Below are 20,146 nucleotides of genomic sequence, written 5' to 3'. Positions count from 1 at the left end.
CTGGCCGCTCGCCGCGCCCGGCCCGGACCTGGCCGGTAGGGTGCCGGGTCGGAGGTGACGGATGGCGAAGGCCGCGAGGCGGCGGGCCGTGGTGGCGCTGGTGGCGGTACTCGCCGTCGCGGCGACGGTCGCCGTGGTGGTCCGGGTGCTGGCGCCGGCCGAGGTCGAGACCGTCGCCCGGGAGCCGTACCCGGCGGCGCCCGCGCCGACCGCCGGGGTGATCGGGCGGCTGCCGGTGGCGCCGCTCGTCGTCGACGGCCGGCTGCGCGTCTACGCGGGCGCCCGTCAGGTGTACGCGGACCAGCCGGTCACCGGGCGGCACCGGGTCACCCCGTTCTGGTCGTACCGTCGCTGGCCGGCCACGTTGACCGCGGTGCTCGCCCAGGACACCACTGTGGTCAGCCGCTGGTCCGACGGGAAGCTGGTGGCACTGGACGCGCGTACCGGACGGGTCGCCTGGCGGGCCGACGGCCCGGAGCCGGGGCCGGTGCCGGAGCCGAGGCGGACCTACGCCGGCACGGTCTGGGACCCGGCCGGGCTGCACGTCGCTCGTGCCGCCGGCCGATCCGTGCTGGTGTCGGCGGGTCCCGGCGGGGTCGGCGGGTACGACCTCGCCGACGGGCGCCGGCTCTGGCGCGCCGACCTGCCCCGCGACTGCCGGGCCGACGTGGGTACGACAGCCAGCGGCGAAGTGGTCGGGGTGGACAGCTGCGAGGGGCCGGCCGTGGTCGAGCTGCGGGACGCGGCGACCGGTGCGGTACGGACCCGCTGGCGGCCGCCGGACGCGCCGGAGCAACTCGTCGTCACGCCTGTGGGCTGCCCGCACGGGCACTCCGGTTGCCGCGGGCTGCGTACCGCCGGGCCGGACGGCGCGGGCAGCCGGGGCTGGCTGGTGACCGACCCGGGCGAGCCGGCCGCCGCGCCGGGCCTGGACCACCCGGACACGGTGCTGGACGGCGAGCGGGCGGTGGACACGTCCGGCCCGGTGGTGGTCGGGCGCTCGGCGCGTACCGGCGAGGAGTTGTGGCGCCGGGCGGACATCCATCCGGCCCGGGTGCTCGCGACCGAGCCGGGGCGGGTGCACCTGCTGACCGACCGGCGGGAACTGGTCACCGTCGACCCACTCACCGGCGCGACCCGGTCCAGTTTCGTGCTCGACGTCGGGCGGGACGGGATCGGCTGGCGGCCGGGCCGGGCGTACGCGGTGGACGGCTACGTCGCCGTGGAACGGCTGCGGGAGAGCGCCACGCCGGAGGACGACGACCAGGGCTACTTCCTGATGGCCGAGCCGGTGCTGCTTGCCGCCACCTGACCGGCGGTTCGGCCTGCAAAACGGACAAAAGCCACTATTGTTGTCGGAGGAGACGCCCAGGGCCGGTCCGTAGGGGGTTGACGGACCGGCCCCGGGCGCGCCCCGGTCAGGCCAGGGCGGACTCGGCCACCGCCAGGAACGCGTCGTTCTCGGCGGGGGTGCCGATGGTGACCCGGACGCCGTCGCCCGGGAACGGGCGGACGATCACGCCGCGCGCCTCGCACGCCCGGCCGAACTCCACCGCCCGCTCGCCGAGCGGCAGCCAGACGAAGTTGGCCTGGCTCTCCGGCACGTCCGGGACGAACTTGCGCAGCGCCTCGGTGACCCGGTCCCGCTCGGCCACTACCAGCGCGCAGCGCCGCTCCACCTCGTCGGCCTGCGCCAGCGCGGCCAGCGCGCCGGCCTGGGCGGCCATGCTGGTGGAGAACGGCGTGACCACCTTGCGCACGGCGGCGGCCACCTCCGGCGCCGCGACCAGCCAGCCGATCCGCAGGCCGGCCAGGCCCCACGCCTTGGACAGCGTGCGCAGCACCGCCACGTTCGGCCGGTCCAGGTAGGTCAGGCCGTCCGGCACCTCCGGGTCGGTGACGAACTCCCGGTACGCCTCGTCGATCACCACGAGCACGTCGTCCGGCACCGCGTCGAGGAAGCGGTCCAGCTCCGCCCGGCGCACCGCCGTACCGGTCGGGTTGTTCGGGTTGCAGACCAGGATCATCCGGGTCCGGTCGGTCACCGCCGCCGCCATCGCGGTGAGGTCGTGACCGTGGCCGGCGTCGTTCGGCACCCGCACGCTCGTCGCGCCGCTGGTCGCCGCGATGATCGGGTACGCCTCGAAGGAGCGCCACGAGTAGAGCAGCTCGTCACCGGGCAGGCAGGTGGCGCGGACCAGGTGCTCGGCCAGCGCCACCGAGCCGCAGCCGGTGGCGATCCGGTCGGCGTCCACGCCGTACCGCTCGGCGAGCGCCTGACGCAGCGCCACCACGCCCATGTCCGGATAGCGGTGCGAACCCGCCACCGCCTCGGCGACCGCCTCCACCACGCCGGGCAGCGGGCCGTAGGGCACCTCGTTGCTGGCCAGCTTGATCGCCTCGGGCAAACCCAGCTCCCGGGCCAGGTCGGCCGGGCTGCGGCCGGGCACGTAGTTGGGCAACGCGTCCAGGTCGGCGCGGGTGAGCCGCAGCGGAGGCTGGTGGCGTCCGGTCTCGGTCATGGGGTGTCTCCCGGGGTGTCGGCGCGGTCGCGCGGGGTGGTACGGGGGTCGGGCCGCTTACGGGGAAGCTGGACCACCACCGTCTGCGCCCGCTTGTCGTGCAGGGCCTGGCGCAGCGGCTGGTCGAACAGGGGCGAGACCGCGTCGATGAGCTGCAGCAGCAGACCGAGCCCGCAGCAGTACCAGAGCAGCGTGGGCAGGCCGAGCGTGCTCCAGCGCCGGGTGGCCCGGCCGAAGCCGAGCGGCTGGTCCGCCTCGACCGGCAGCGCGCGTACGCCCATCAGCCGCTTGCCGAACGTCTGCCCGCGCGCCGCCATCGACGGCACCTCGTAGGCGTACCAGAGCGCGGTGGCGATCACCAGGATGGCGATCTGGAGGCCACCGGCCTGGTCGTCGATCTGGGGCAGCCCCTCGGTGGAGGTGTCACCGTTCATCGCGCGGCGCACCGACTCACGCAGGTACGGCGCGACGGCCTCGAAGTAGCGCCAGACGAACCAGCCGTTCACCACCGCGTTGAGCAGGAACACCACGCCGAAGTCGATCAGGCGGGCGACCAGCCGCGCGCCGTACGAGGCGAGCGGCAGCCCGTGCGGGCGCGGAATCGGCTGTGCGCCCGGCCAGTGCGGGTACGGCCAGCCCGGCGGCGGTCCCTGCGGCGCCGGCCCGGCCTGACCGGGCTGCCGCGGCCACGGGCCGCCCGGCCCCGGCTGTCCGGGCTGTCCCGGCTGCCCCGGCTGTCCGGGCCAGGGACCGGGCTGTCCGGGCTGTCCGGGCCAGGGGCCGGCCTGACCCGGCTGGCCCGGCTGGCCCGGCCACGGTCCGCCCGGCTGGGCGGGCGCGCCGGACGACGGGGCGACCTCGGACCCGCTACCCGTCCCGGCACCGGGTGTCGCGGCGGCGGCCGGCTCGGGTTCGGGGGGCGGTGGACCGTCGGGCGGGGTGACGTCGACCGGGATCGGCGCGCCGATCCAGCCCTCGCCGTCCCACCAGCGGCGGGTCTCCGGGTCGGCGGGGTCGACGTACCATCCAGGTTCCAAGCTCACAGCGCCGTCCTTGTTCCCGACTGCGGGGCTCGCAGGCCCGGCTCACTCCTCGCGCTCACAGTGCTCCCCTCAGTTCGCGACTGCGGGGCTCGCAGGCCCGGCTCACTCCTCGCGCTCACGGGCCAACCTTAACGACGACCGTTCCGGCGAACTTGTCGTGGAGGCACTGCTGCCAGGGCTTGTCCCACAGTTGCCAGAAACCGTCGAGGTAGTTGAGGAACGGCACGAACATCCCGCCGGCGAACTCGACGGCCCAGCGCTTGCCGAGCATGCCCCGGCTCAGCGCGGCGTCCGGCTGCACCGGCACGATCCGCAGCTTCATCACCTTCTTGCCCAGCGTCTGGCCGGTCCGGCGGGCGTACTCGACGTGGTAGACCCAGTAGAAGACGAGCATGAGCAGCAGGACCCCGAGCTCGGCGGCGAGCAGCGGCAGGAACACGCCGGTCCAGAGTTCGGCCGGCTCGGGACCGTTCGGGCCCGCCTGCTCGATCTCGTCGATCATCCGGACGAAGACGAGGGCGAAGACCGGCAGGAACAGCACCATCGTCACCGCCATCGCGACGGCGGTGTCGATCAGGTAGGCGAGCAGCCGGTCACCGAAGCTCGCCAGCGGCTGCCCGTTCGGCGCCACCGGGGGCGGGACGGGCCTCGGGGCGTACCCCGGTGGGGGGTAACCGGGCGGCGGGTAGCCGGGCGGGCCGGCGTACCCCGGAGGAACGTGCTGCGCGGGCACCGCGGGCCCGGTGGGCGGCGCGAAGCCGCCGCCCGCGGGTGCAGGCCCGGCAGGCGGCGGCGTCGGGTTCGGGGGAGGCTGGGTCACGCCGACAGTGTTACAGGTTGCCGCGCTTCTCCTGCTCCCGCTCGATCGCCTCGAACAGGGCCTTGAAGTTGCCCTTGCCGAAGCCGAGGGAGCCGTGCCGCTCGATCAGCTCGAAGAAGACGGTGGGACGGTCCTGCACCGGCTTGGTGAAGATCTGGAGCAGGTAGCCGTCCTCGTCCCGGTCGACCAGGATCTTGCGGGACTGCAGCTCCTCGATCGGCACCCGGACGTTGCCGATGCGGGCGCGCAGCTCCGGGTCCTCGTAGTAGGAGTCCGGGGTGTCCAGGAACTCGACGCCCGCCGCGCGCATGGCGTCCACGCTGGCCAGGATGTCGTTGGTGGCCACCGCGATGTGCTGGGCGCCGGGGCCCTGGTAGAACTCCAGGTACTCGTCGATCTGCGACTTCTTGCGGGCCACGGCCGGCTCGTTGAGCGGGAACTTCACCTTGCGGGTGCCGTTGGCGACGACCTTGCTCATCAGCGCCGAGTAGTCGGTGGCGATGTCGTCGCCGATGAACTCGGCCATGTTCGAGAAGCCCATGACGCGCTTGTAGAACTCGACCCACTCGTCCATCCGGCCCAGCTCCACGTTGCCGACCACGTGGTCGACGGCCTGGAAGAAGCGCTTCGGCTGGAGGCCGGCGTCGATCATCGGCTGCCGGTCCACGATCGGGCCGCGGGCGACGAATCCGGGCAGGAACGGGCCGGTGTAGCGGGACCTGTCGATCAGGCTGTGCCGGGTGTCGCCGTACGCGGCGATGGACGCCATCCGCACGGTGCCGTGCTCGTCGCTGACGTCGTGCGGCTCGACCAGGCCGGTGGCGCCCTGCGCGACGGCGTGCGCGTACGCGGCGTCCACGTCCGGCACCTCCAGTGCGATGTCGGAGACGCCGTCGCTGTGCTTCGCCACGTGCTCGGCGCCGTCGGCGTCCGGGCGGACCGCGCCGGTCAGCACGAAGCGGGCCGAACCGCTGGTCAGGACGTACTGCGCGTGGTCGCGGTAGCCCTGCTCCGGCCCCCGGTACGCCACGCAGGTCATGCCGAACGCGGTCGAGTAGTAGTGCGCGGCCTGCTTGGCGTTGCCGACCAGGAAGTGGACGTGGTCCATGCCCTTGACCGGGAACGGGTCGCGGCTGATGTCGTGGTCGACGGCGCCGACGAGAGCGTCGACGTCGACCTCCTCGGTCGACTGGGGTCGGTCGATCGCCTGGGTCATGGTGGCCTCCCTCGCGTACCGGCCGGCCTCGTGGGCCGCCGTGGATGTGCTCTTCCGGGGAGGATCTACGGCCCACGGTGAGTTGGGCAACAGTTGGCGTTATTCCTGGTCAGGTTGTGCATTCGGTACCGTCGGACACCATGAACACTGGTCAGGATGTACAGCTGGACGAGCTGGACGCGCGCTTGATCGAACTGCTGGCGGAGGAACCGCGGATCGGGGTGCTGGAGTGCTCCCGGCGGCTCGGCGTGGCCCGCGGCACGGTTCAGGCCCGGCTGGACAAGCTGGTCGGCCGCGGCGTGGTGACCGGGTTCGGGCCGGACATCACGCCCGCCGCGATCGGCTTCGGGGTGACCAGCTTCGTCACGCTGGAGATCAGCCAGCGGCACGGCCACGACCAGGTCACCGCGCACCTGGCCGCGATTCCCGAGGTGCTGGAGGCGCACACCATCACCGGCTCCAGCGACCTGCTCTGCCGCATCGTCGCCCGGTCGAACACCGACCTCCAGCGGGTCATCGACCAGATCGTCGCCTCCGAGGGGATCCGGCGCGCGTCCACCATCATCGCGCTGGCCGAGCAGATCCCGTACCGCACGCTGCCGCTGGTCCGCTCCGCCGCCCGGGGGTAAGGAAGGGCCCCCTGTTAACGCCTGCGGAGGTGGAAGGGCCCCTTATTAACACCTGCCCGGGCAAGAAGCGCTGCGACACGCCCCGCGCGCGACCCGGGGGACCGGTGATCGTCGCTACCGTGTGCGGTGTGAAGGGCCTAGGGGTACGCGGCTGGTTGCTGCTCGGGCTCGTCACCGTGGTCGTACTCGCCGCGACAGGCGTCTGGAACCCGTTCCCGGCGCTGTGGGACTGGGTCGACCGCAGCAAGCCGATCTCCGAGCCGGACGTGGTCTGGCAGCAGCGCGTCGGCGGCACCCCGCGCAGCGTCACCATCGCCGGTGACACGGTGATCGTCGAGCAGCGCACCCGCGTCGAGGCGCGCAGCCTCGCCGACGGCCGCCAGCTCTGGGAGCGCAAGGCCGACTGGTCGGCGGTCGCGGGCGGCGACCGGGACCCGGTCGTCGCCGTGGGCAAGCTGCTGGACAAGGGGTACGAGGTGCTCGACCCGGTCAGCGGCGTGACCCGGCGTCGCGACGATCGGGCGATCGCCGTCTGGACGTACCGGAACCTGCTGCTGGACGCCTACTGCGTGCGGGCCACGGACTGCACGTTGCGGGCCTGGGAGCCGCGCGGCACCGCTCCGCTGTGGAGCGCGTTCCTGCCCGGCGTGCACAGCGGCGTGCTCGCCGACAACCCGGAGCTGCTCGGTACGCGGCGGCTGGGCGCCACCCGGATTGACGGCGGGGTGGCCGGGCCGGAGGCGGTACCGCCGCTGCTCGGCTTCCCGGTCGACGGCCGGGTGCACGTGGTGGACACCGCGACCGGCCGGGTGCTGCAGAACGTCGAGCCGGGCCGGGAGGAGCGGCTGGCGGTGGTCGGCGGCCGGCTGCTCCGGATCGCGGCCACCTCCCGCGACGGGAGCTGCTACTACACCGTCACGGCAGTCGACCCGGCGACGGGTCAGCAGGTGTGGCGGCGGACCGGGATCAACCTGCGTACGGCCGACTACGCCGGCTGCGTACAGCGGGAGGACCCGCAGGGCGCGCGCAACGTCCTGATCGGTGTCGCCCCGGACGGGCGCGAGGCGGTGCTCGACGGGTACGACGGCCGTCTGCTCCAGGTGGGCGCGGACGGTGAGAAGCTGCTCGCCGTGGACGACCGCTACGCCGTGGTGCGCAGCGCCGACAAGGAGTCGCTGCTGGGGCGGGAGCTGTCGGCGGACCGGACCCGGTGGACCCGGCCGGCGGGCGGTAAGAGCGGCGCCGCGCTCACCCCGTACGCGGCGCTGATCAGCGAGGAGAAGCCGTCTCGGCTGATCGCGGTCGAGCCGCGCGAGGGCCGCGTCCTGGTCGAGCTGCGGACCGCGGCGAACGCGCTGGCGGTCGGCCCCAACGGCATGATCATCGGGGAGGGCCGGGAGATCGGGTACGTCCGCTGGGGCGCCGGCACGACCGGCGCGCCCGGGCCGGGCCAGGGCGACGCGCCGGTGGCGCCGAACCCCGGGGGCAGCTCGCAGCCGCCCGGCGACCAGGGCAGTTGCGGCCCGAAGCGGGAACTCTGCGTCGACGGCAAGTGACAGCGGGTGAGAGGTCGGGTCACGACCCCACCTGCGGGTGTCACCGATCGACGGCTCTGCCCTAGGCTTTTCGGTCATGAGCAGTGCCGCCGCCTTCTCGTACGCACCCCTGCTGCCGACCGGCCCCGACCTGACGGAATACCGCCTGGTCACCGATGAGGGCGTGGACGTCGTCAACGGCCCGGGTGGCCGCCGGTTCCTGACCGTCGATCCGGGCGCGCTCACCGCGCTGACGGCCGAGGCGATGCACGACATCGCCCACTTCCTGCGCCCGGCCCACCTGGCCCAGCTCCGCTCGATCATCGACGACCCGGCGGCCTCGCCGAACGACCGGTTCGTCGCGCTCGACCTGCTGCGCAACGCCAACATCGCGGCCGGCGGTGTGCTGCCGATGTGTCAGGACACCGGCACCGCGATCGTGATGGGCAAGCGCGGGCGGCACGTGCTCACCGACGGCACCGACGCGGAAGCGATCTCGCGCGGCGTCTACCAGGCGTACACCCGGCTGAACCTGCGCTACTCGCAGCTCGCCCCGCTGACCATGTGGGACGAGCGGAACACCGGCAGCAACCTGCCCGCCCAGGTGGAGCTGTACGCCGAGGACCCGGACGGCCACGCCGACGCGTACAAGTTCCTCTTCATGGCCAAGGGCGGCGGCTCGGCCAACAAGTCCTACCTCTACCAGGAGACCAAGGCCCTGCTGAACCCGACGCGGATGATGCAGTTCCTGGAGGAGAAGCTCCGGCTCATCGGCACCGCGGCCTGCCCGCCGTACCACCTGGCCATCGTCATCGGCGGCACCTCGGCCGAGTACGCGCTGAAGACCGCCAAGTACGCCTCCGCGAAGTACCTCGACGCGCTGCCCACCGAGGGCTCGATGAGCGCGCACGGCTTCCGCGACCTGGAGCTGGAGGCCGAGGTACTGGAGCTGACCCGTAACTTCGGCATCGGCGCGCAGTTCGGTGGCCGCTACTTCTGCCACGACGTACGGGTGGTCCGGCTGCCCCGGCACGGCGCCTCCTGCCCGGTGGCGATCGCGGTGTCCTGCTCCGCGGACCGGCAGGCGGTGGCGAAGATCACCCCGTCCGGCGTCTGGCTGGAGCGCCTGGAGACCGACCCGGCGCGCTACCTGCCCGACGTGACCGACGAGACGCTGGAGACCGAGGAGGTCGTCCGCGTCGACCTGAACCGGCCGATGGACGAGATCCGGGCCGAGCTGTCGAAGTACCCGGTGAAGACCCGGCTGTCGCTGACCGGGCCGCTGGTCGTCGCGCGGGACATCGCACACGCGAAGATCGCCGAGCGGCTGGACGCGGGCGAGCCGATGCCGCAGTACCTGCGCGACCACGCGGTCTACTACGCCGGCCCGGCCAAGACCCCCGAGGGCTACGCCTCCGGCTCGTTCGGCCCCACCACGGCCGGCCGGATGGACGCGTACGTGGAGAAGTTCCAGGCGGCCGGCGGCTCGATGGTGATGCTCGCCAAGGGCAACCGGTCCGCCCAGGTCACCCGCTCCTGCCAGGCCCACGGCGGGTTCTACCTCGGCTCGATCGGTGGCCCGGCCGCCCGCCTCGCCCAGGACTGCATCAAGCACGTCGAAGTGCTCGAATACGCCGAGCTGGGCATGGAGGCGGTCTGGAAGATCGAGGTGGAGGACTTCCCCGCCTTCATCGTCGTCGACGACAAGGGCAACGACTTCTTCGCCGAGGTCACCAAGCCGGTGCTCACCGTCGGCCGCCGCTGAGTTCAGACGCACAGACATCGGTGCGCCTGCCCGGTCGGACCACCGGACAGGCGCACCGCCCCCGTCGGATGCCGTCATCGGCAACCCGCACCGAGTCTGTGCGCCGCCGCTATCGGATCGCTATCGCCTCGGCGCGGCGCTCGGTGACCGCCGGGCTACGCTGCTGCAGGGTTGATACGGCGGTCGGGGGAGCGCGGTGCGGTTCGGAATCTTGGGGCCCCTGCGGGTCGGCGGCGGTGAAGCCACCGTCACCGCGGGTCGAGATCGAATCGTCCTCGCCATGTTTCTGCTGCGTCCGGGCCTGGTGGTGCCGACCGAGGACCTGATCGACGCCGTGTGGGAGGACCGCCCCCCGGCGACCGCGCGGACCCAGCTCCAGATCTGCGTGTCTCGACTGCGGCAGCGGTTCGCGGCGCTCGGCCTGCCCACCGTGACCATCGTCACCGACCCGGCCGGATACGGCATCCGGATCGAGCCGGGCGACCTCGACGCAGAGGTGTTCGCCAACGGTGTGGAGGCGGCCCGCCGGAACGCCGAAGCGGGCCGGCTGATCGAGGCGCGTCAGAACTACCGGGACGCGCTGGCGTTGTGGCGTGGGCCGGTGCTGGCCGGCATCCCCGCCCGTAGCGTGCGGCGGCGGGCGCAGGCGCTCGACGAACAGCGGCTCGCCGCGCTGGAGGACTGCGTCGACATCGAGTTGCGGCTGCGCCGGGCGCCCGAGCTGGTCGACGAGCTCACCGAGGCGGTCGAGCGCGAGCCGCTGCGGGAACGGTTGCGGGGGCAGTTGATGCTGGCCCTGTCGGCGGTCGGCCGCCACGCGGACGCGCTGGCTGTCTACCGGGAAGGGCGGCGGATCTACGCCGAGGAGCTGGGCATCGAGCCGGGCGCCGCGTTGCAGGAGCTGCACCAGCGGATACTCGCCGGCGACCTGGCGCTGAGCGGCCCGGAGAGCCGGGTTGCCGCGCCGGTGCGGGCGCTGCCGCGCGCGATCAGCGACTTCACCGGGCGGCAGCAGACAGTGGCCCGGCTGGTGCGGGAGGTCGAGGAGGGTAGCCGGGTCCAGCTCGTCGACGGCATGGCGGGCAGCGGCAAGACCACGCTCGCCGTGCAGGTGGCGACCGCTGTGGCCGGCCGGTTCCCCGACGCGCAGCTCTTCATCGACCTGCACGGGCACAGCGACCGCAGCCCGCTCAGTACGACAGTGACCGCCGCCACCCTGCTCCGGCAGCTCGGCGTGCCGGCTGAACGGGTGCCGGCCGACCCGACGGACCGGCTGGCGATGTGGCGTTCCGAGCTGGCCGGGCGTCGGGCCGTGGTGGTGCTCGACAACGCGGCCGACGCCGGCCAGGTCGCACCGCTGCTGCCCAACGGTCCGGACTGCCTGATACTGATCACCAGCCGTCGTCGCCTGATCGGCCTGGACTCGGGCCGCCCGTCCTCGCTGCCGGTACTCGACGCCGACGAGGCGGTCGAGCTGCTGGCCCGCGTGGCCGGCGCGGAGAGGGTGGCCGCCGAGCCCGAGGCGGCGATGGAGGTGGCCCGCCGCTGCGGACACCTTCCGCTGGCCCTGCGGCTGGCCGGGGCCCGGCTCGCGCACCGGCCGCGGTGGCGGGTGGCCGACCTGGCGGAGCGGCTGGCCGGCGCGTCCGACCCGCTGGCCGAGCTGGTCGCGGGAGAGCGGTCGGTGGCCGGCGCCTTCGCGTTGTCGTACGAGCAGGTGTCGCCGCTCGCGCAGCGGGTCTTCCGCCTGCTGGGCCTGCACCCGGGTCAGTGTGTCGACAACCGGGTGCCGGCCGCGCTCGCCGACCTGCTGCTGCCGCAGGCGCAGGACGCGCTCGACGAACTTGTCGACGCGCACCTCGTCGAGGAGGTGGAACCGGGCCGCTACCAGCTGCACGACCTGATCCGCGAGTACGCGCGCACGCTCGGCGCCGGACGCGAGACCGCCGACGAGCGGCGGGCGGCGGTGGGCCGTCTCATCGACTTCCATCTTCAGGTCACCGCGTCCATCGGGCGGTCGCTGGAGACGGGCGCCGAGCCGTCCCTGTTCGACCTGCCGGAGCCGGCGCGGCCCGACCTGGTGGCAGCCACTGTCGGCCTCGGCCGAGCATGGTTGGAGGAGAACCGCTCGACCCTGACGGCGCTCGTCCGGCTGGCGGAGAACGAGGGTTTTCTCCGGCAGAGCTGGCAGTTCGCCCGGGTCGCCTGGGTCAGCAACTTCTACGGCGGTCGCCTGGACGACCTGATCGAGACGCATCAGATCGGTCTGCGGGCCGCCGAGCGCCTGGGCGACGAGGAGGCCGTGGCGACGATGCTCAACTATCTCGCCTCGGCGGACTACCGCCGGGCGCGGTTCGCCGAGGCCATCCGGCGGCTGGAGGCGGTGGTCGGCATCTACCGCAGGCTCGACCGGCCGGGCGAGCTGCGCAAGGTGCTGGGCAACCTCGGCACCGCGTACGCGGTCGACGGGCAGCACCAGCGGGGTATCGAACTCCTGACCGAGTCCGCGGCGATCGCCCGCCGGTCGGGCGAGTCGTCGTGGTTGTCCAACCTGCTGAACAACCTCTCGTTCACCCTGATCTCGCACGGCCGGTACGACGAGGCTGTGCGGATGTGCCGCAACCAGATGGCTGTCGCACGGCAGGCCGGCGACCTGCGGCAGCTCGGCAACTCGATCGGGCACCTCAGCATGGCGCGGCACCGGCGCGGCGAGCACGGGCCCGCGCGCCGGCTCCTGCTTGTCGGCCTGAGGCTCAAGCGCCGGGTGGGCAACCGGTACGGCGAGGGCGAACTGCTCAACGAGCTGGGCATGATGGAGCGCGAGGAGGGCCGGCCGGAGCTGGCCGCCTCGCTGCACCGGGACGCCCTCGTGGCCATGATCGACGCCGGGGATCTGGTCGGGCAGTGCGCCTCCCGGAACCTGCTGGCCCGGACGATCTTCGACCAGGGTGACGTAGCCAGCGCGCTGGACCTGCACCGCCGGGTGCTAGCCGACGCCGAGCGGCTGGGCCTGCGCTACGAGCAGGCCCGCGCCCTGGACGGCCTCGCGCGATGCCTGCGCCACGACGACCCCGACCAGGCCCGCCGGTACGCCGGGCGTGCGCTGGCGCTGTTCCGTCAGGTCGAGACGCCGGACCAGCGGGACACCGAGAAGCTGCTGGTCGAGCTGGGCTGAGGGGGCCGCCACTTTCCCTGCACTCCGACCGGCGGCGCGGCAGGATGGTAGGCGTGACGACTCCAGAGGCGACCGGCTACCGGATCGAACGCGACTCGATGGGCGAGGTGGAGGTGCCCGCCGAGGCACTGTGGCGGGCGCAGACCCAGCGCGCGGTGCAGAACTTCCCGATCTCGGGGCGCGGGCTGGAACCGGCCCAGATCAAGGCCCTGGCGCAGATCAAGGGGGCGGCGGCACTGGTGAACGGTGAGCTGGGGGTGATCGACGCGGACGTGGCGCAGGCGATCGCCACCGCCGCCGCGCACGTCGCCGAGGGCGGCTACGACGACCAGTTCCCGGTGGACGTGTTCCAGACCGGCTCCGGTACGTCGTCCAACATGAACACCAACGAGGTGATCGCCACCCTCGCGAGCCGCGAGCTGGGCCGCGACGTGCACCCGAACGACCACGTCAACGCGTCGCAGTCCAGCAACGACGTGTTCCCCACCTCGATCCACCTGGCCGCCACGCAGTTCGTGGTGGAGGACCTGATCCCGTCGTTGAAGCAGCTCGCGGGCGCGCTGGAGGAGAAGGCGGCCGAGTTCGAGACGGTGGTCAAGGCCGGGCGTACCCACCTGATGGACGCCACGCCGGTCACGCTCGGGCAGGAGTTCGGCGGCTACGCGGCGCAGGTCCGCTACGGCGTCGAGCGGCTGGAGTCGGCGTTGCCCCGGCTGGCCGAGCTGCCGCTGGGCGGCACCGCCGTGGGCACCGGCATCAACACGCCGCTGGGGTTCGCCGAGCGGGTGATCGGCAAGCTGCGGGAGTCCACCGGGCTGCCGTTGACCGAGGCGCGCAACCACTTCGAGGCGCAGGGCGCCCGGGACGCGCTGGTGGAGACCTCGGGCCAGCTCCGTACCGTCGCGGTCGGTCTCTACAAGATCGCCAACGACGTGCGCTGGATGGGTTCCGGCCCGCGCGCCGGTCTGCGTGAGCTGCGCATCCCCGACCTCCAGCCCGGCTCGTCGATCATGCCCGGCAAGGTGAACCCGGTGGTGGCCGAGGCGATGCGGCAGGTCTGCGCCCAGGTGGTCGGCAACGACGCGGCGGTGGCGTTCGCCGGGTCGCAGGGCGACTTCGAGCTGAACGTGATGCTCCCGGTGATGGGCCGCAATCTGCTGGAGTCGATCAAGCTGATCGCCGCGTCCAGCCGGCTGTTCGCCGAGCGGCTGGTGGCCGGCCTGGTCGCGGACGCCGAGGTCTGCCTGGCGTACGCGGAGGGCTCGCCGTCGATCGTCACCCCGCTCAACCGCCACCTCGGGTACGACGAGGCCGCCTCGATCGCGAAGGAGGCGCTGGCCAAGCAGGTGTCCATCCGCGAGGTGGTGATCTCCCGGGGTCACGTCGACTCGGGCAAGCTCACCGAGACCCAGCTGGACGAGGCGCTGGATCTGCTCCGGATGACCCACCCCTGAGGCCGGCGCCGGTAATTGCCTCGACCCGTCACCGTGGGCGCGGCATGATCCGACGGTGCGTGACGACGGCGGGGTGCTGCTGGAGACCGCGCGGCTGACGCTGCGCCGGTTCACGATGGACGACGTGGACCGGTTGGTGGCGCTGGACGCCGACCCGGAGGTCATGCGCTTCCTGACCGGCGGCGTGCCGACCCCGGCCACGACATTCCGGGACGACGTGCTGCCCCGGGTGCTCGCGCAGTACACCCGGCACCCCGGGCTCGGCCGCTGGGCGACGCTCGACCGGTTCACCGGCGAGTTCCTCGGCTGGCACTCGCTCGACCCGTCCGACGACGGCGCCGAGGCGGAGCTGGGCTACCGGCTGCGCCGCGCGGCGTGGGGGCACGGGCTGGCCACCGAGGGCGCGCGGGCGCTGGTGCGGCACGCGTTCGACACGGTCGGCGTCCGCCGCGTGTGGGCGCAGACGATGGCGGTGAACGACCGCTCCCGGGCGGTCATGGCCCGCGCCGGGTTGCGCTACGTCCGCACGTTCCACCTCGCGTTCGACGACCCGATCCCGGGTACGGAGCACGGCGAGGTGGAGTACGAGCTGTCCCGGGAGGACTGGCCCGCGACCCGTCAGGACTGGGACGCCGCCCTGCGGGCCCGGTAGGCGCTCACCGCGGCCCGGTTGCCGCAGCCGGCGTCGCAGAACCGGCGGGAGCGGTTCCGGGACAGGTCGACAAGCACGTTGTCGCAGTCGGGGTGGTCGCAGTGCCGCAGCCGGCTCAGCTCGCCCATGCGTACCAGGTCGGCCATCGCCATCGCGGCCTCGACCGCCATCCGGGTCGCCAGCGGCGCGTCCCGCGGCACCGCGTGCAGGTGATACGGCTCGTCGTCGTGCCGGACGAGTTGCGGCAGCGCGTGCGACTCGCGCAGCAGCCGGTTGACGATCGCCACCACCTCGTCGGTGTCGGCGTACCAGATGCGGCGCAGCCGGGGCCGCAGCGCGCGGACCTGGCGTAGTTCGGTCTCGGTGTGCTCGTGCCGGCCGCTCCACCCGTGGGTGGTGAAGAAGGCGTCCAGGGCGGCCACGTCGGGCAGCCCTTCCCGGTCGCCGTCGGCGGTGTTCACCAGTGCGGCGGCACCGACCAGCGCGCATTCGGTGTCATGAGCGAAAAGCAACTTGACTCCTGTCAGGGGCTCCGCCTAGCGTCATCAGCATAACCGTCCTTCACTCATGACCTGGAGCTGTCGATGCGTGAACGATCCGGCGTCGGGCTCGGTCTGGCACTGCTCTCCGCGATCACGTTCGCGACCTCGGGCACCTTCGCCCGCCCGCTGATCACCGGCGAGTGGTCGGCGGTCGCGGTGGTGGTCGCCCGGGTCGGCATCGCCGCGCTGGTGCTCGCCGTGCCCGCCCTGCTGGCCCTGCGCGGCAAGTGGTCGGTGCTGCGGCGCAACGGCGTCACGGTGCTGCTGTTCGGGCTGCTCGGCGTCGCCACCGCGCAGGCGTGCTTCTTCAACGCGGTCCGCTACCTCCCGGTCGGTGTGGCGCTGCTGCTGGAATACCTCGGCATCGTGCTGGTGGTCGGATGGATGTGGCTGGTCCACGGGCAGCGTCCGCGAGCGCTGACGGTGGCCGGCTCGGTCACCGCCCTGTGCGGGCTGGCGCTCGTCCTCGACCTCACCGGCGCCGGCCGCCTGGATCCGGTGGGCGTGCTGTGGGGTCTCGGCGCGGGCGTCGGGCTGGCCGGATACTTCGTCATCGCCGGCCGGATCGACGCCGAACTGCCGTCGGTGGTGATGGCCAGCGGCGGCATGGCTGTCGGCGCGGTGGCGCTGCTCCTGCTCGGCGGCATCGGCGCGCTGCCGCTCGCCGCCGGCACCGCCGACGTCACCTTCGCCGGGCACCAGGTGAGCTGGCTGGTGCCGATCGCCGGGCTGTCGCTGATCGCCGCCGTGGTCGCGTACCTGGCCGGGGTCGCCGGCACCCGGCTGCTCGGGGCCCGGCTGTCCTCCTTCGTGGGGCTGACCGAGGTGATGTTCGCGGTGCTGATCGCGTGGCTGGTGCTCGACGAACTGCCCAGCCTGATCCAGCTGGCCGGCGGGGTGCTCATCCTCGGCGGCGTCGCCCTGGTCCGGGCGGACGAACTGCGCGGCACACCTTCGGCGGCCACGTCCGCCGAGCCGGTGCTGGCAGGCGACCGGTGAGCGGGCCGCGCAGCGCTGTCGTCTTCGACGCCGACGAGACACTCGTCGACCTGCGCCCGGCGGTCACCGGCGCGCTCGTCGCCGTACTGGAGGAGATGCGGCGGCGGACCCCGGCGGCGGCCGCGGTGTCGCTCGCGGACCTGGAGGAGGACTGGGGTGCGGTCTTCGGCGCGCTCAGCGCCGCCCCGGTGCAGGAGATCCGGCGGGCCGCGCTGGCCCGCTCGCTGGCCCGGGCCGGGCTGGAGACGGAGCTGGACGAGTTGGCGGAGTTGTTCTTCGCCCGCCGGTACGCGTTGAGCCGGCCCTTCCCCGACGCGCTGCCCGCGTTGGCGGCACTGCGCCCGCACCACGTGCTGGGCTTCGCCACGAACGGGAACAGCCGCGCCGAACGCTGCGGCCTCGCCGGGCAGTTCGCCTTCGAGTTGTACGCCCACGAGGGCGGCCTGCCGAAGAAGCCGGCCGGGGAGTTCTTCGCGGCCGTGGTGGCGGCCTGCGGGCTGCCCGCCGCGCGGATCGTGCACGTGGGCGACTCGCCGGAGCACGACGTGGTCGCCGCCCAGCGGGCCGGACTGCGTGCCGTCTGGCTCAACCGGGGCGGGCTTCCCCGGCCTCGGGGCCTCGAACCGGACGCCGAAGTGTCCACGCTCGCCGGACTGTCCACGGTGCTCAACACCTTGACAAGCGCGAATGCCTAGTTGCGGCCGATAACGGACGTCGATCTGGCGGAACCCGCTCCCGTGATGTGGGATGACACCACGTCCCTCAACGAGAGGATCTGATGTGGTGAGCAAGCGCTTCACCGTCGGCGCGGTCGCGGCTGCGGCCTCGCTGGCACTCACGGTGACCGGCCTGGGGATCCCGGCGAACGCCGCGCCGTCGGACACCCGGACCTTCACCGTGCTGGCCGAGAGCGGTGTGTCCACCGACGCCGCGATCGCCGCGATCACCGCCGCCGGCGGCACTGTCGTCGCCCGTACCGACGATGTCGGCCTCTTCCAGGTCACGAGCGACCGGGCGGACTTCGCCAGCCGGGCCACCGCCGCCGGCGCCCTGGTCGGCGCGGCCGAGGAGAAGGCGATCGGCCGCAAGCCGAAGCTGGACCGGGTCGAGCAGGAGCACCTGCTGGCCGCCGCGGCGACCAAGGGCAAGGCCGCCAAGAACAACGGCAAGAAGATGGACCCGCTCGACGACAAGCTCTGGGGTCTGGACATGATCCGGGCCGACAAGGCCCGCAAGATCGAGCCGGGTGACCGCCGGGTGACCGTCGGCATCCTGGACACCGGCGTCGACGCCAGCCAGCCCGACCTGGCACCAAACTTCAACTGGACACTGTCGCGCAACTTCGCCCCGGACATCCCCGAGGTCGACGGCCCGTGCGAGGTGGCCAGCTGCCTCGACCCGGTCGGCACCGACGACGGCGGGCACGGCACCCACGTGGCCGGCACCATCGGCGCCGCCGCCAACGGCTTCGGCCTGTCCGGCGTGGCCCCGAACGTCTCCCTGGTCGAGCTGAAGGGTGGCCAGGACAGCGGCTACTTCTTCCTCAACCCGGTGGTCAACGCCCTGGTGCACGCGGGCCGCTCCGGCCTGGACGTGGTCAACATGTCCTTCTACGTCGACCCGTGGCTCTACAACTGCACCGCCAACCCGGCCGACTCGCCGGAGGCGCAGGCCGAGCAGCGCACCGTCATCGAGGCCATGAAGCGGGCGCTCAACTTCGCGCACCGCAAGGGCGTCACGCTCGTCGGCTCGCTCGGCAACAACCACGAGGACCTGGGCGCGCCGCGCACCGACGTGAGCAGCCCGGACTACGGCGCCGACCCGTACCCGCGCCCGATCGACAACGCGACCTGCTGGGACCTGCCGGTCGAGGGCCCGCACGTGATCGGCGTGTCGGCGGTCGGGCCGTCCGGCAAGAAGTCCGACTACTCGAACTACGGCACCGAGCAGATCTCGGTGGCGGCGCCGGGTGGCTGGTTCCGGGACGGCTTCGGCACCGACACGTACCGCACCGACGCCAACATGATCCTCTCCACGTACCCGAAGAAGGTGCTCCAGGAGGAGGGGTCGGTCGACGAGAACGGCAACATCGTCGCCGGCTTCGAGAACTCGGTGTTCAAGCAGTGCACCGCGAAGGGTGAGTGTGGCTACTACACCTACCTGCAGGGCACCTCGATGGCGTCCCCGCACGTCTCGGGCGTGGCGGCGCTGATCGTCAGCAAGCACGGCAAGAAGGAGGGCCGCAACGGCTACGGCATGGCGCCGAACCTGGTCGAGCAGCACCTCTACCGGACGGCGGCCGAGCACGCCTGCCCGGAGCCGCGGCTGCAGAGCTACACCAACGAGGGCCGGAGCGCCGAGTTCGACGCGTACTGCGCGGGCTCGCTGAACTTCAACGGCTTCTACGGCTACGGCATCGTCGACGCCTACGCCGCGGTGAAGACCCCGGTCAAGCCGAACGTACGACCGTAACGACCGTTTCCCCGAGGTGGCGGTGTCCGGATCACCCGGACGCCGCCACCTCGGCGTTCCGGCGGGTGTCACGGGCGCCACCCCCGGGCCACCAGGGCGGCGCGGATCTCCCGGACCAGGGCGGGGAACTCCTTGCGCAGGCGGCGGCCGGTCACGTGCAGCACCAGCCAGCCGGCCGCGACGAGCTGGTTGAGCCGCCGCCGGTCGAGGTGCATCCGGTCCGCGTCGGAGTGCCACTGACCGTCGTACTCGACCGCGACGCGGAACTCCGGCCAGGCCAGGTCGGGGTGCAGGATCAGGCCGGTCGACACCCGCACCGGATACTGGGCCACCGCGCGGGGCAGGCCGGCGAGGGCGAGACGGACCCGCAGGTGGGACTCGGGCGGGGACTGGGCCAGCCCGTCGGTCAGGCCGAACACCCACGCCGCCCGCCGCCCACCGGGTCGGCAGGCGTTCCGGGCCGCCTCGCTCGCCAGCGCCGACCGGTTCACCGAACCGGTACGCAGCAGCCCGTCGATGATGCCGACCGCCTTCACCGGATCGGCCCAGACCGCTGTCTCCCAGGCACAGGCGGCCGGCTCGGTGCGTGGCGGCGGCCCGGCCAGGGTCAACGCCGCGCCGGGGGACGACTCTGCGAACGGGCTCGATGTGGCTGAGTTCTGCGGGTCGGCCGGGCCGGGCGGTCCGGGGCGGTTGTGGGGGTGGGCCGGATCCGGCGATCTGGTCCGGCCCGGTGTGCCCGGGAGGCGGTCCGCCACAGGCGGTGCTGCTACGGGCGACCTGGTGCCGGTGGCAGGGCGTGTGCCTGCGGATGGGCTCGTGCCGTCGGGTGGGCTCGTACTGGCGGGCGACCTCGTGCCGGTGGGTGGGCTTGTGCGCGCGGGTGCGGCGGCGCCGACGGGGACCAGGAGGCCGCTGCGGGTGCTCGACATCGGGGCGTGGTGCACCCGGACACCCGGCTGGGAGTCGGCCCGGACCGTGGCCGGCAGCAGGACGTGCACGTCGTCGGTGAAGCCTGCGGCGTGCTCGACCCCGTGCAGGTAGGCCGCCGAAGGGCCGGCGATCGCCGCGCCGGGTGGCAGGCGCAGCAGTGCCGCGCGGCAGGCCAGCGCGTGGTCGCGGTCGAGCCGCGCGTCGGCGTAGACGTCCTGCCGGAGCCGGACCCAGGACGCGCCGCGCAGATGGTGCCGGGACAGCAGCCCGTGCCGGATCGCTTCCGAGCCCCGGAAGACCTGCCAGGCCAGCTCCGGTGGGCGATGAGGATGAGGTGGCATGTGACGAGCGTGGCGGCGCACGGGTCGAGATCGATACCCCTGTGGACA

16 protein-coding genes are annotated in these 20,146 nt (G+C 73.0%); 10 read left to right on the top strand and 6 right to left on the bottom strand.

Features of this window, described 5'->3' with window-relative positions; all coding sequences use genetic code 11:
- Window positions 1-61 precede the first annotated feature (61 nt).
- Window positions 62-1,312: a PQQ-binding-like beta-propeller repeat protein gene (locus J3R08_RS29210; protein ID WP_187693741.1), complete on the top strand. Its 1,251-nt coding sequence runs from the start codon at window positions 62-64 to the stop codon at window positions 1,310-1,312.
- Between the two features lie 106 nt (window positions 1,313-1,418).
- On the opposite strand, the gene hisC is transcribed toward J3R08_RS29210, so the two are convergent.
- The 4 genes from hisC to hppD form a co-directional block, all read right to left on the bottom strand.
- Window positions 1,419-2,522, bottom strand: coding sequence for a histidinol-phosphate transaminase (gene hisC / locus J3R08_RS29205; RefSeq protein ID WP_043327934.1), 1,104 nt, complete (start codon window positions 2,520-2,522; stop codon window positions 1,419-1,421).
- Window positions 2,519-3,565 (bottom strand): RDD family protein, encoded by a 1,047-nt coding sequence (locus J3R08_RS29200; RefSeq protein ID WP_209963500.1) that lies wholly within the window; start codon window positions 3,563-3,565, stop codon window positions 2,519-2,521. The genes hisC and J3R08_RS29200 overlap by 4 nt, the downstream gene beginning before the upstream one ends.
- Window positions 3,566-3,680: 115 nt before the next feature.
- Complete coding sequence (locus tag J3R08_RS32305; RefSeq protein ID WP_043327936.1) at window positions 3,681-4,385, bottom strand: RDD family protein; 705 nt, start codon at window positions 4,383-4,385, stop codon at window positions 3,681-3,683.
- A 10-nt stretch (window positions 4,386-4,395) separates the two neighbouring features.
- Complete coding sequence (hppD, locus tag J3R08_RS29190; RefSeq protein ID WP_043327937.1) at window positions 4,396-5,601, bottom strand: 4-hydroxyphenylpyruvate dioxygenase; 1,206 nt, start codon at window positions 5,599-5,601, stop codon at window positions 4,396-4,398.
- Window positions 5,602-5,741: 140 nt separating this feature from the next.
- On the opposite strand from hppD, the gene J3R08_RS29185 reads away from it, so the two are divergent.
- From J3R08_RS29185 to J3R08_RS29160, 6 genes are all read left to right on the top strand, one after another.
- Entirely contained in the window at window positions 5,742-6,230 is a 489-nt protein-coding gene (locus tag J3R08_RS29185; RefSeq protein ID WP_013288920.1) for an Lrp/AsnC family transcriptional regulator, read from the top strand.
- 155 nt (window positions 6,231-6,385) lie between these two features.
- Window positions 6,386-7,786 (top strand): PQQ-binding-like beta-propeller repeat protein, encoded by a 1,401-nt coding sequence (locus tag J3R08_RS29180; protein WP_222949306.1) that lies wholly within the window; start codon window positions 6,386-6,388, stop codon window positions 7,784-7,786.
- 76 nt (window positions 7,787-7,862) lie between these two features.
- Complete coding sequence (locus tag J3R08_RS29175) at window positions 7,863-9,530, top strand: fumarate hydratase (protein WP_030502831.1); 1,668 nt, start codon at window positions 7,863-7,865, stop codon at window positions 9,528-9,530.
- A 196-nt stretch (window positions 9,531-9,726) separates the two neighbouring features.
- Complete coding sequence (locus J3R08_RS29170; RefSeq protein ID WP_209963496.1) at window positions 9,727-12,705, top strand: AfsR/SARP family transcriptional regulator; 2,979 nt, start codon at window positions 9,727-9,729, stop codon at window positions 12,703-12,705.
- A gap of 44 nt (window positions 12,706-12,749) precedes the next feature.
- Window positions 12,750-14,159, top strand: coding sequence for a class II fumarate hydratase (locus tag J3R08_RS29165; protein WP_176722885.1), 1,410 nt, complete (start codon window positions 12,750-12,752; stop codon window positions 14,157-14,159).
- A 55-nt stretch (window positions 14,160-14,214) separates the two neighbouring features.
- Window positions 14,215-14,811 carry a GNAT family N-acetyltransferase gene (locus J3R08_RS29160; RefSeq protein WP_043327941.1) on the top strand — a complete coding sequence of 199 codons (597 nt, stop codon included), beginning with the start codon at window positions 14,215-14,217 and terminating at the stop codon, window positions 14,809-14,811.
- On the opposite strand, the gene J3R08_RS29155 is transcribed toward J3R08_RS29160, so the two are convergent.
- Entirely contained in the window at window positions 14,778-15,323 is a 546-nt protein-coding gene (locus tag J3R08_RS29155) for a CGNR zinc finger domain-containing protein (protein ID WP_069089593.1), read from the bottom strand. The genes J3R08_RS29160 and J3R08_RS29155 overlap by 34 nt on opposite strands.
- 72 nt (window positions 15,324-15,395) lie before the next feature.
- Here J3R08_RS29155 and J3R08_RS29150 point away from each other — a divergent pair, with 72 nt between their 5' ends.
- From J3R08_RS29150 to J3R08_RS29140, 3 genes are all read left to right on the top strand, one after another.
- Window positions 15,396-16,352, top strand: a complete 957-nt coding sequence (locus tag J3R08_RS29150) for a DMT family transporter (protein WP_209963494.1) — start codon at window positions 15,396-15,398, stop codon at window positions 16,350-16,352.
- Entirely contained in the window at window positions 16,349-17,047 is a 699-nt protein-coding gene (locus J3R08_RS29145; RefSeq protein WP_043327944.1) for an HAD family hydrolase, read from the top strand. The genes J3R08_RS29150 and J3R08_RS29145 overlap by 4 nt, the downstream gene beginning before the upstream one ends.
- An 88-nt stretch (window positions 17,048-17,135) precedes the next feature.
- Window positions 17,136-18,824 (top strand): S8 family serine peptidase, encoded by a 1,689-nt coding sequence (locus J3R08_RS29140; RefSeq protein WP_209963492.1) that lies wholly within the window; start codon window positions 17,136-17,138, stop codon window positions 18,822-18,824.
- Between the two features lie 68 nt (window positions 18,825-18,892).
- On the opposite strand, the gene J3R08_RS29135 is transcribed toward J3R08_RS29140, so the two are convergent.
- Complete coding sequence (locus tag J3R08_RS29135) at window positions 18,893-20,098, bottom strand: hypothetical protein (RefSeq protein WP_245254831.1); 1,206 nt, start codon at window positions 20,096-20,098, stop codon at window positions 18,893-18,895.
- Window positions 20,099-20,146 lie beyond the last annotated feature (48 nt).

Source organism: Micromonospora sp. HB375 (assembly GCF_017872985.1).
GTDB lineage: Bacteria > Actinomycetota > Actinomycetes > Mycobacteriales > Micromonosporaceae > Micromonospora > Micromonospora chalcea.
Note: the sequence above shows the minus strand (reverse complement) of the source record. Positions and strands in the feature narration are given on the sequence as shown.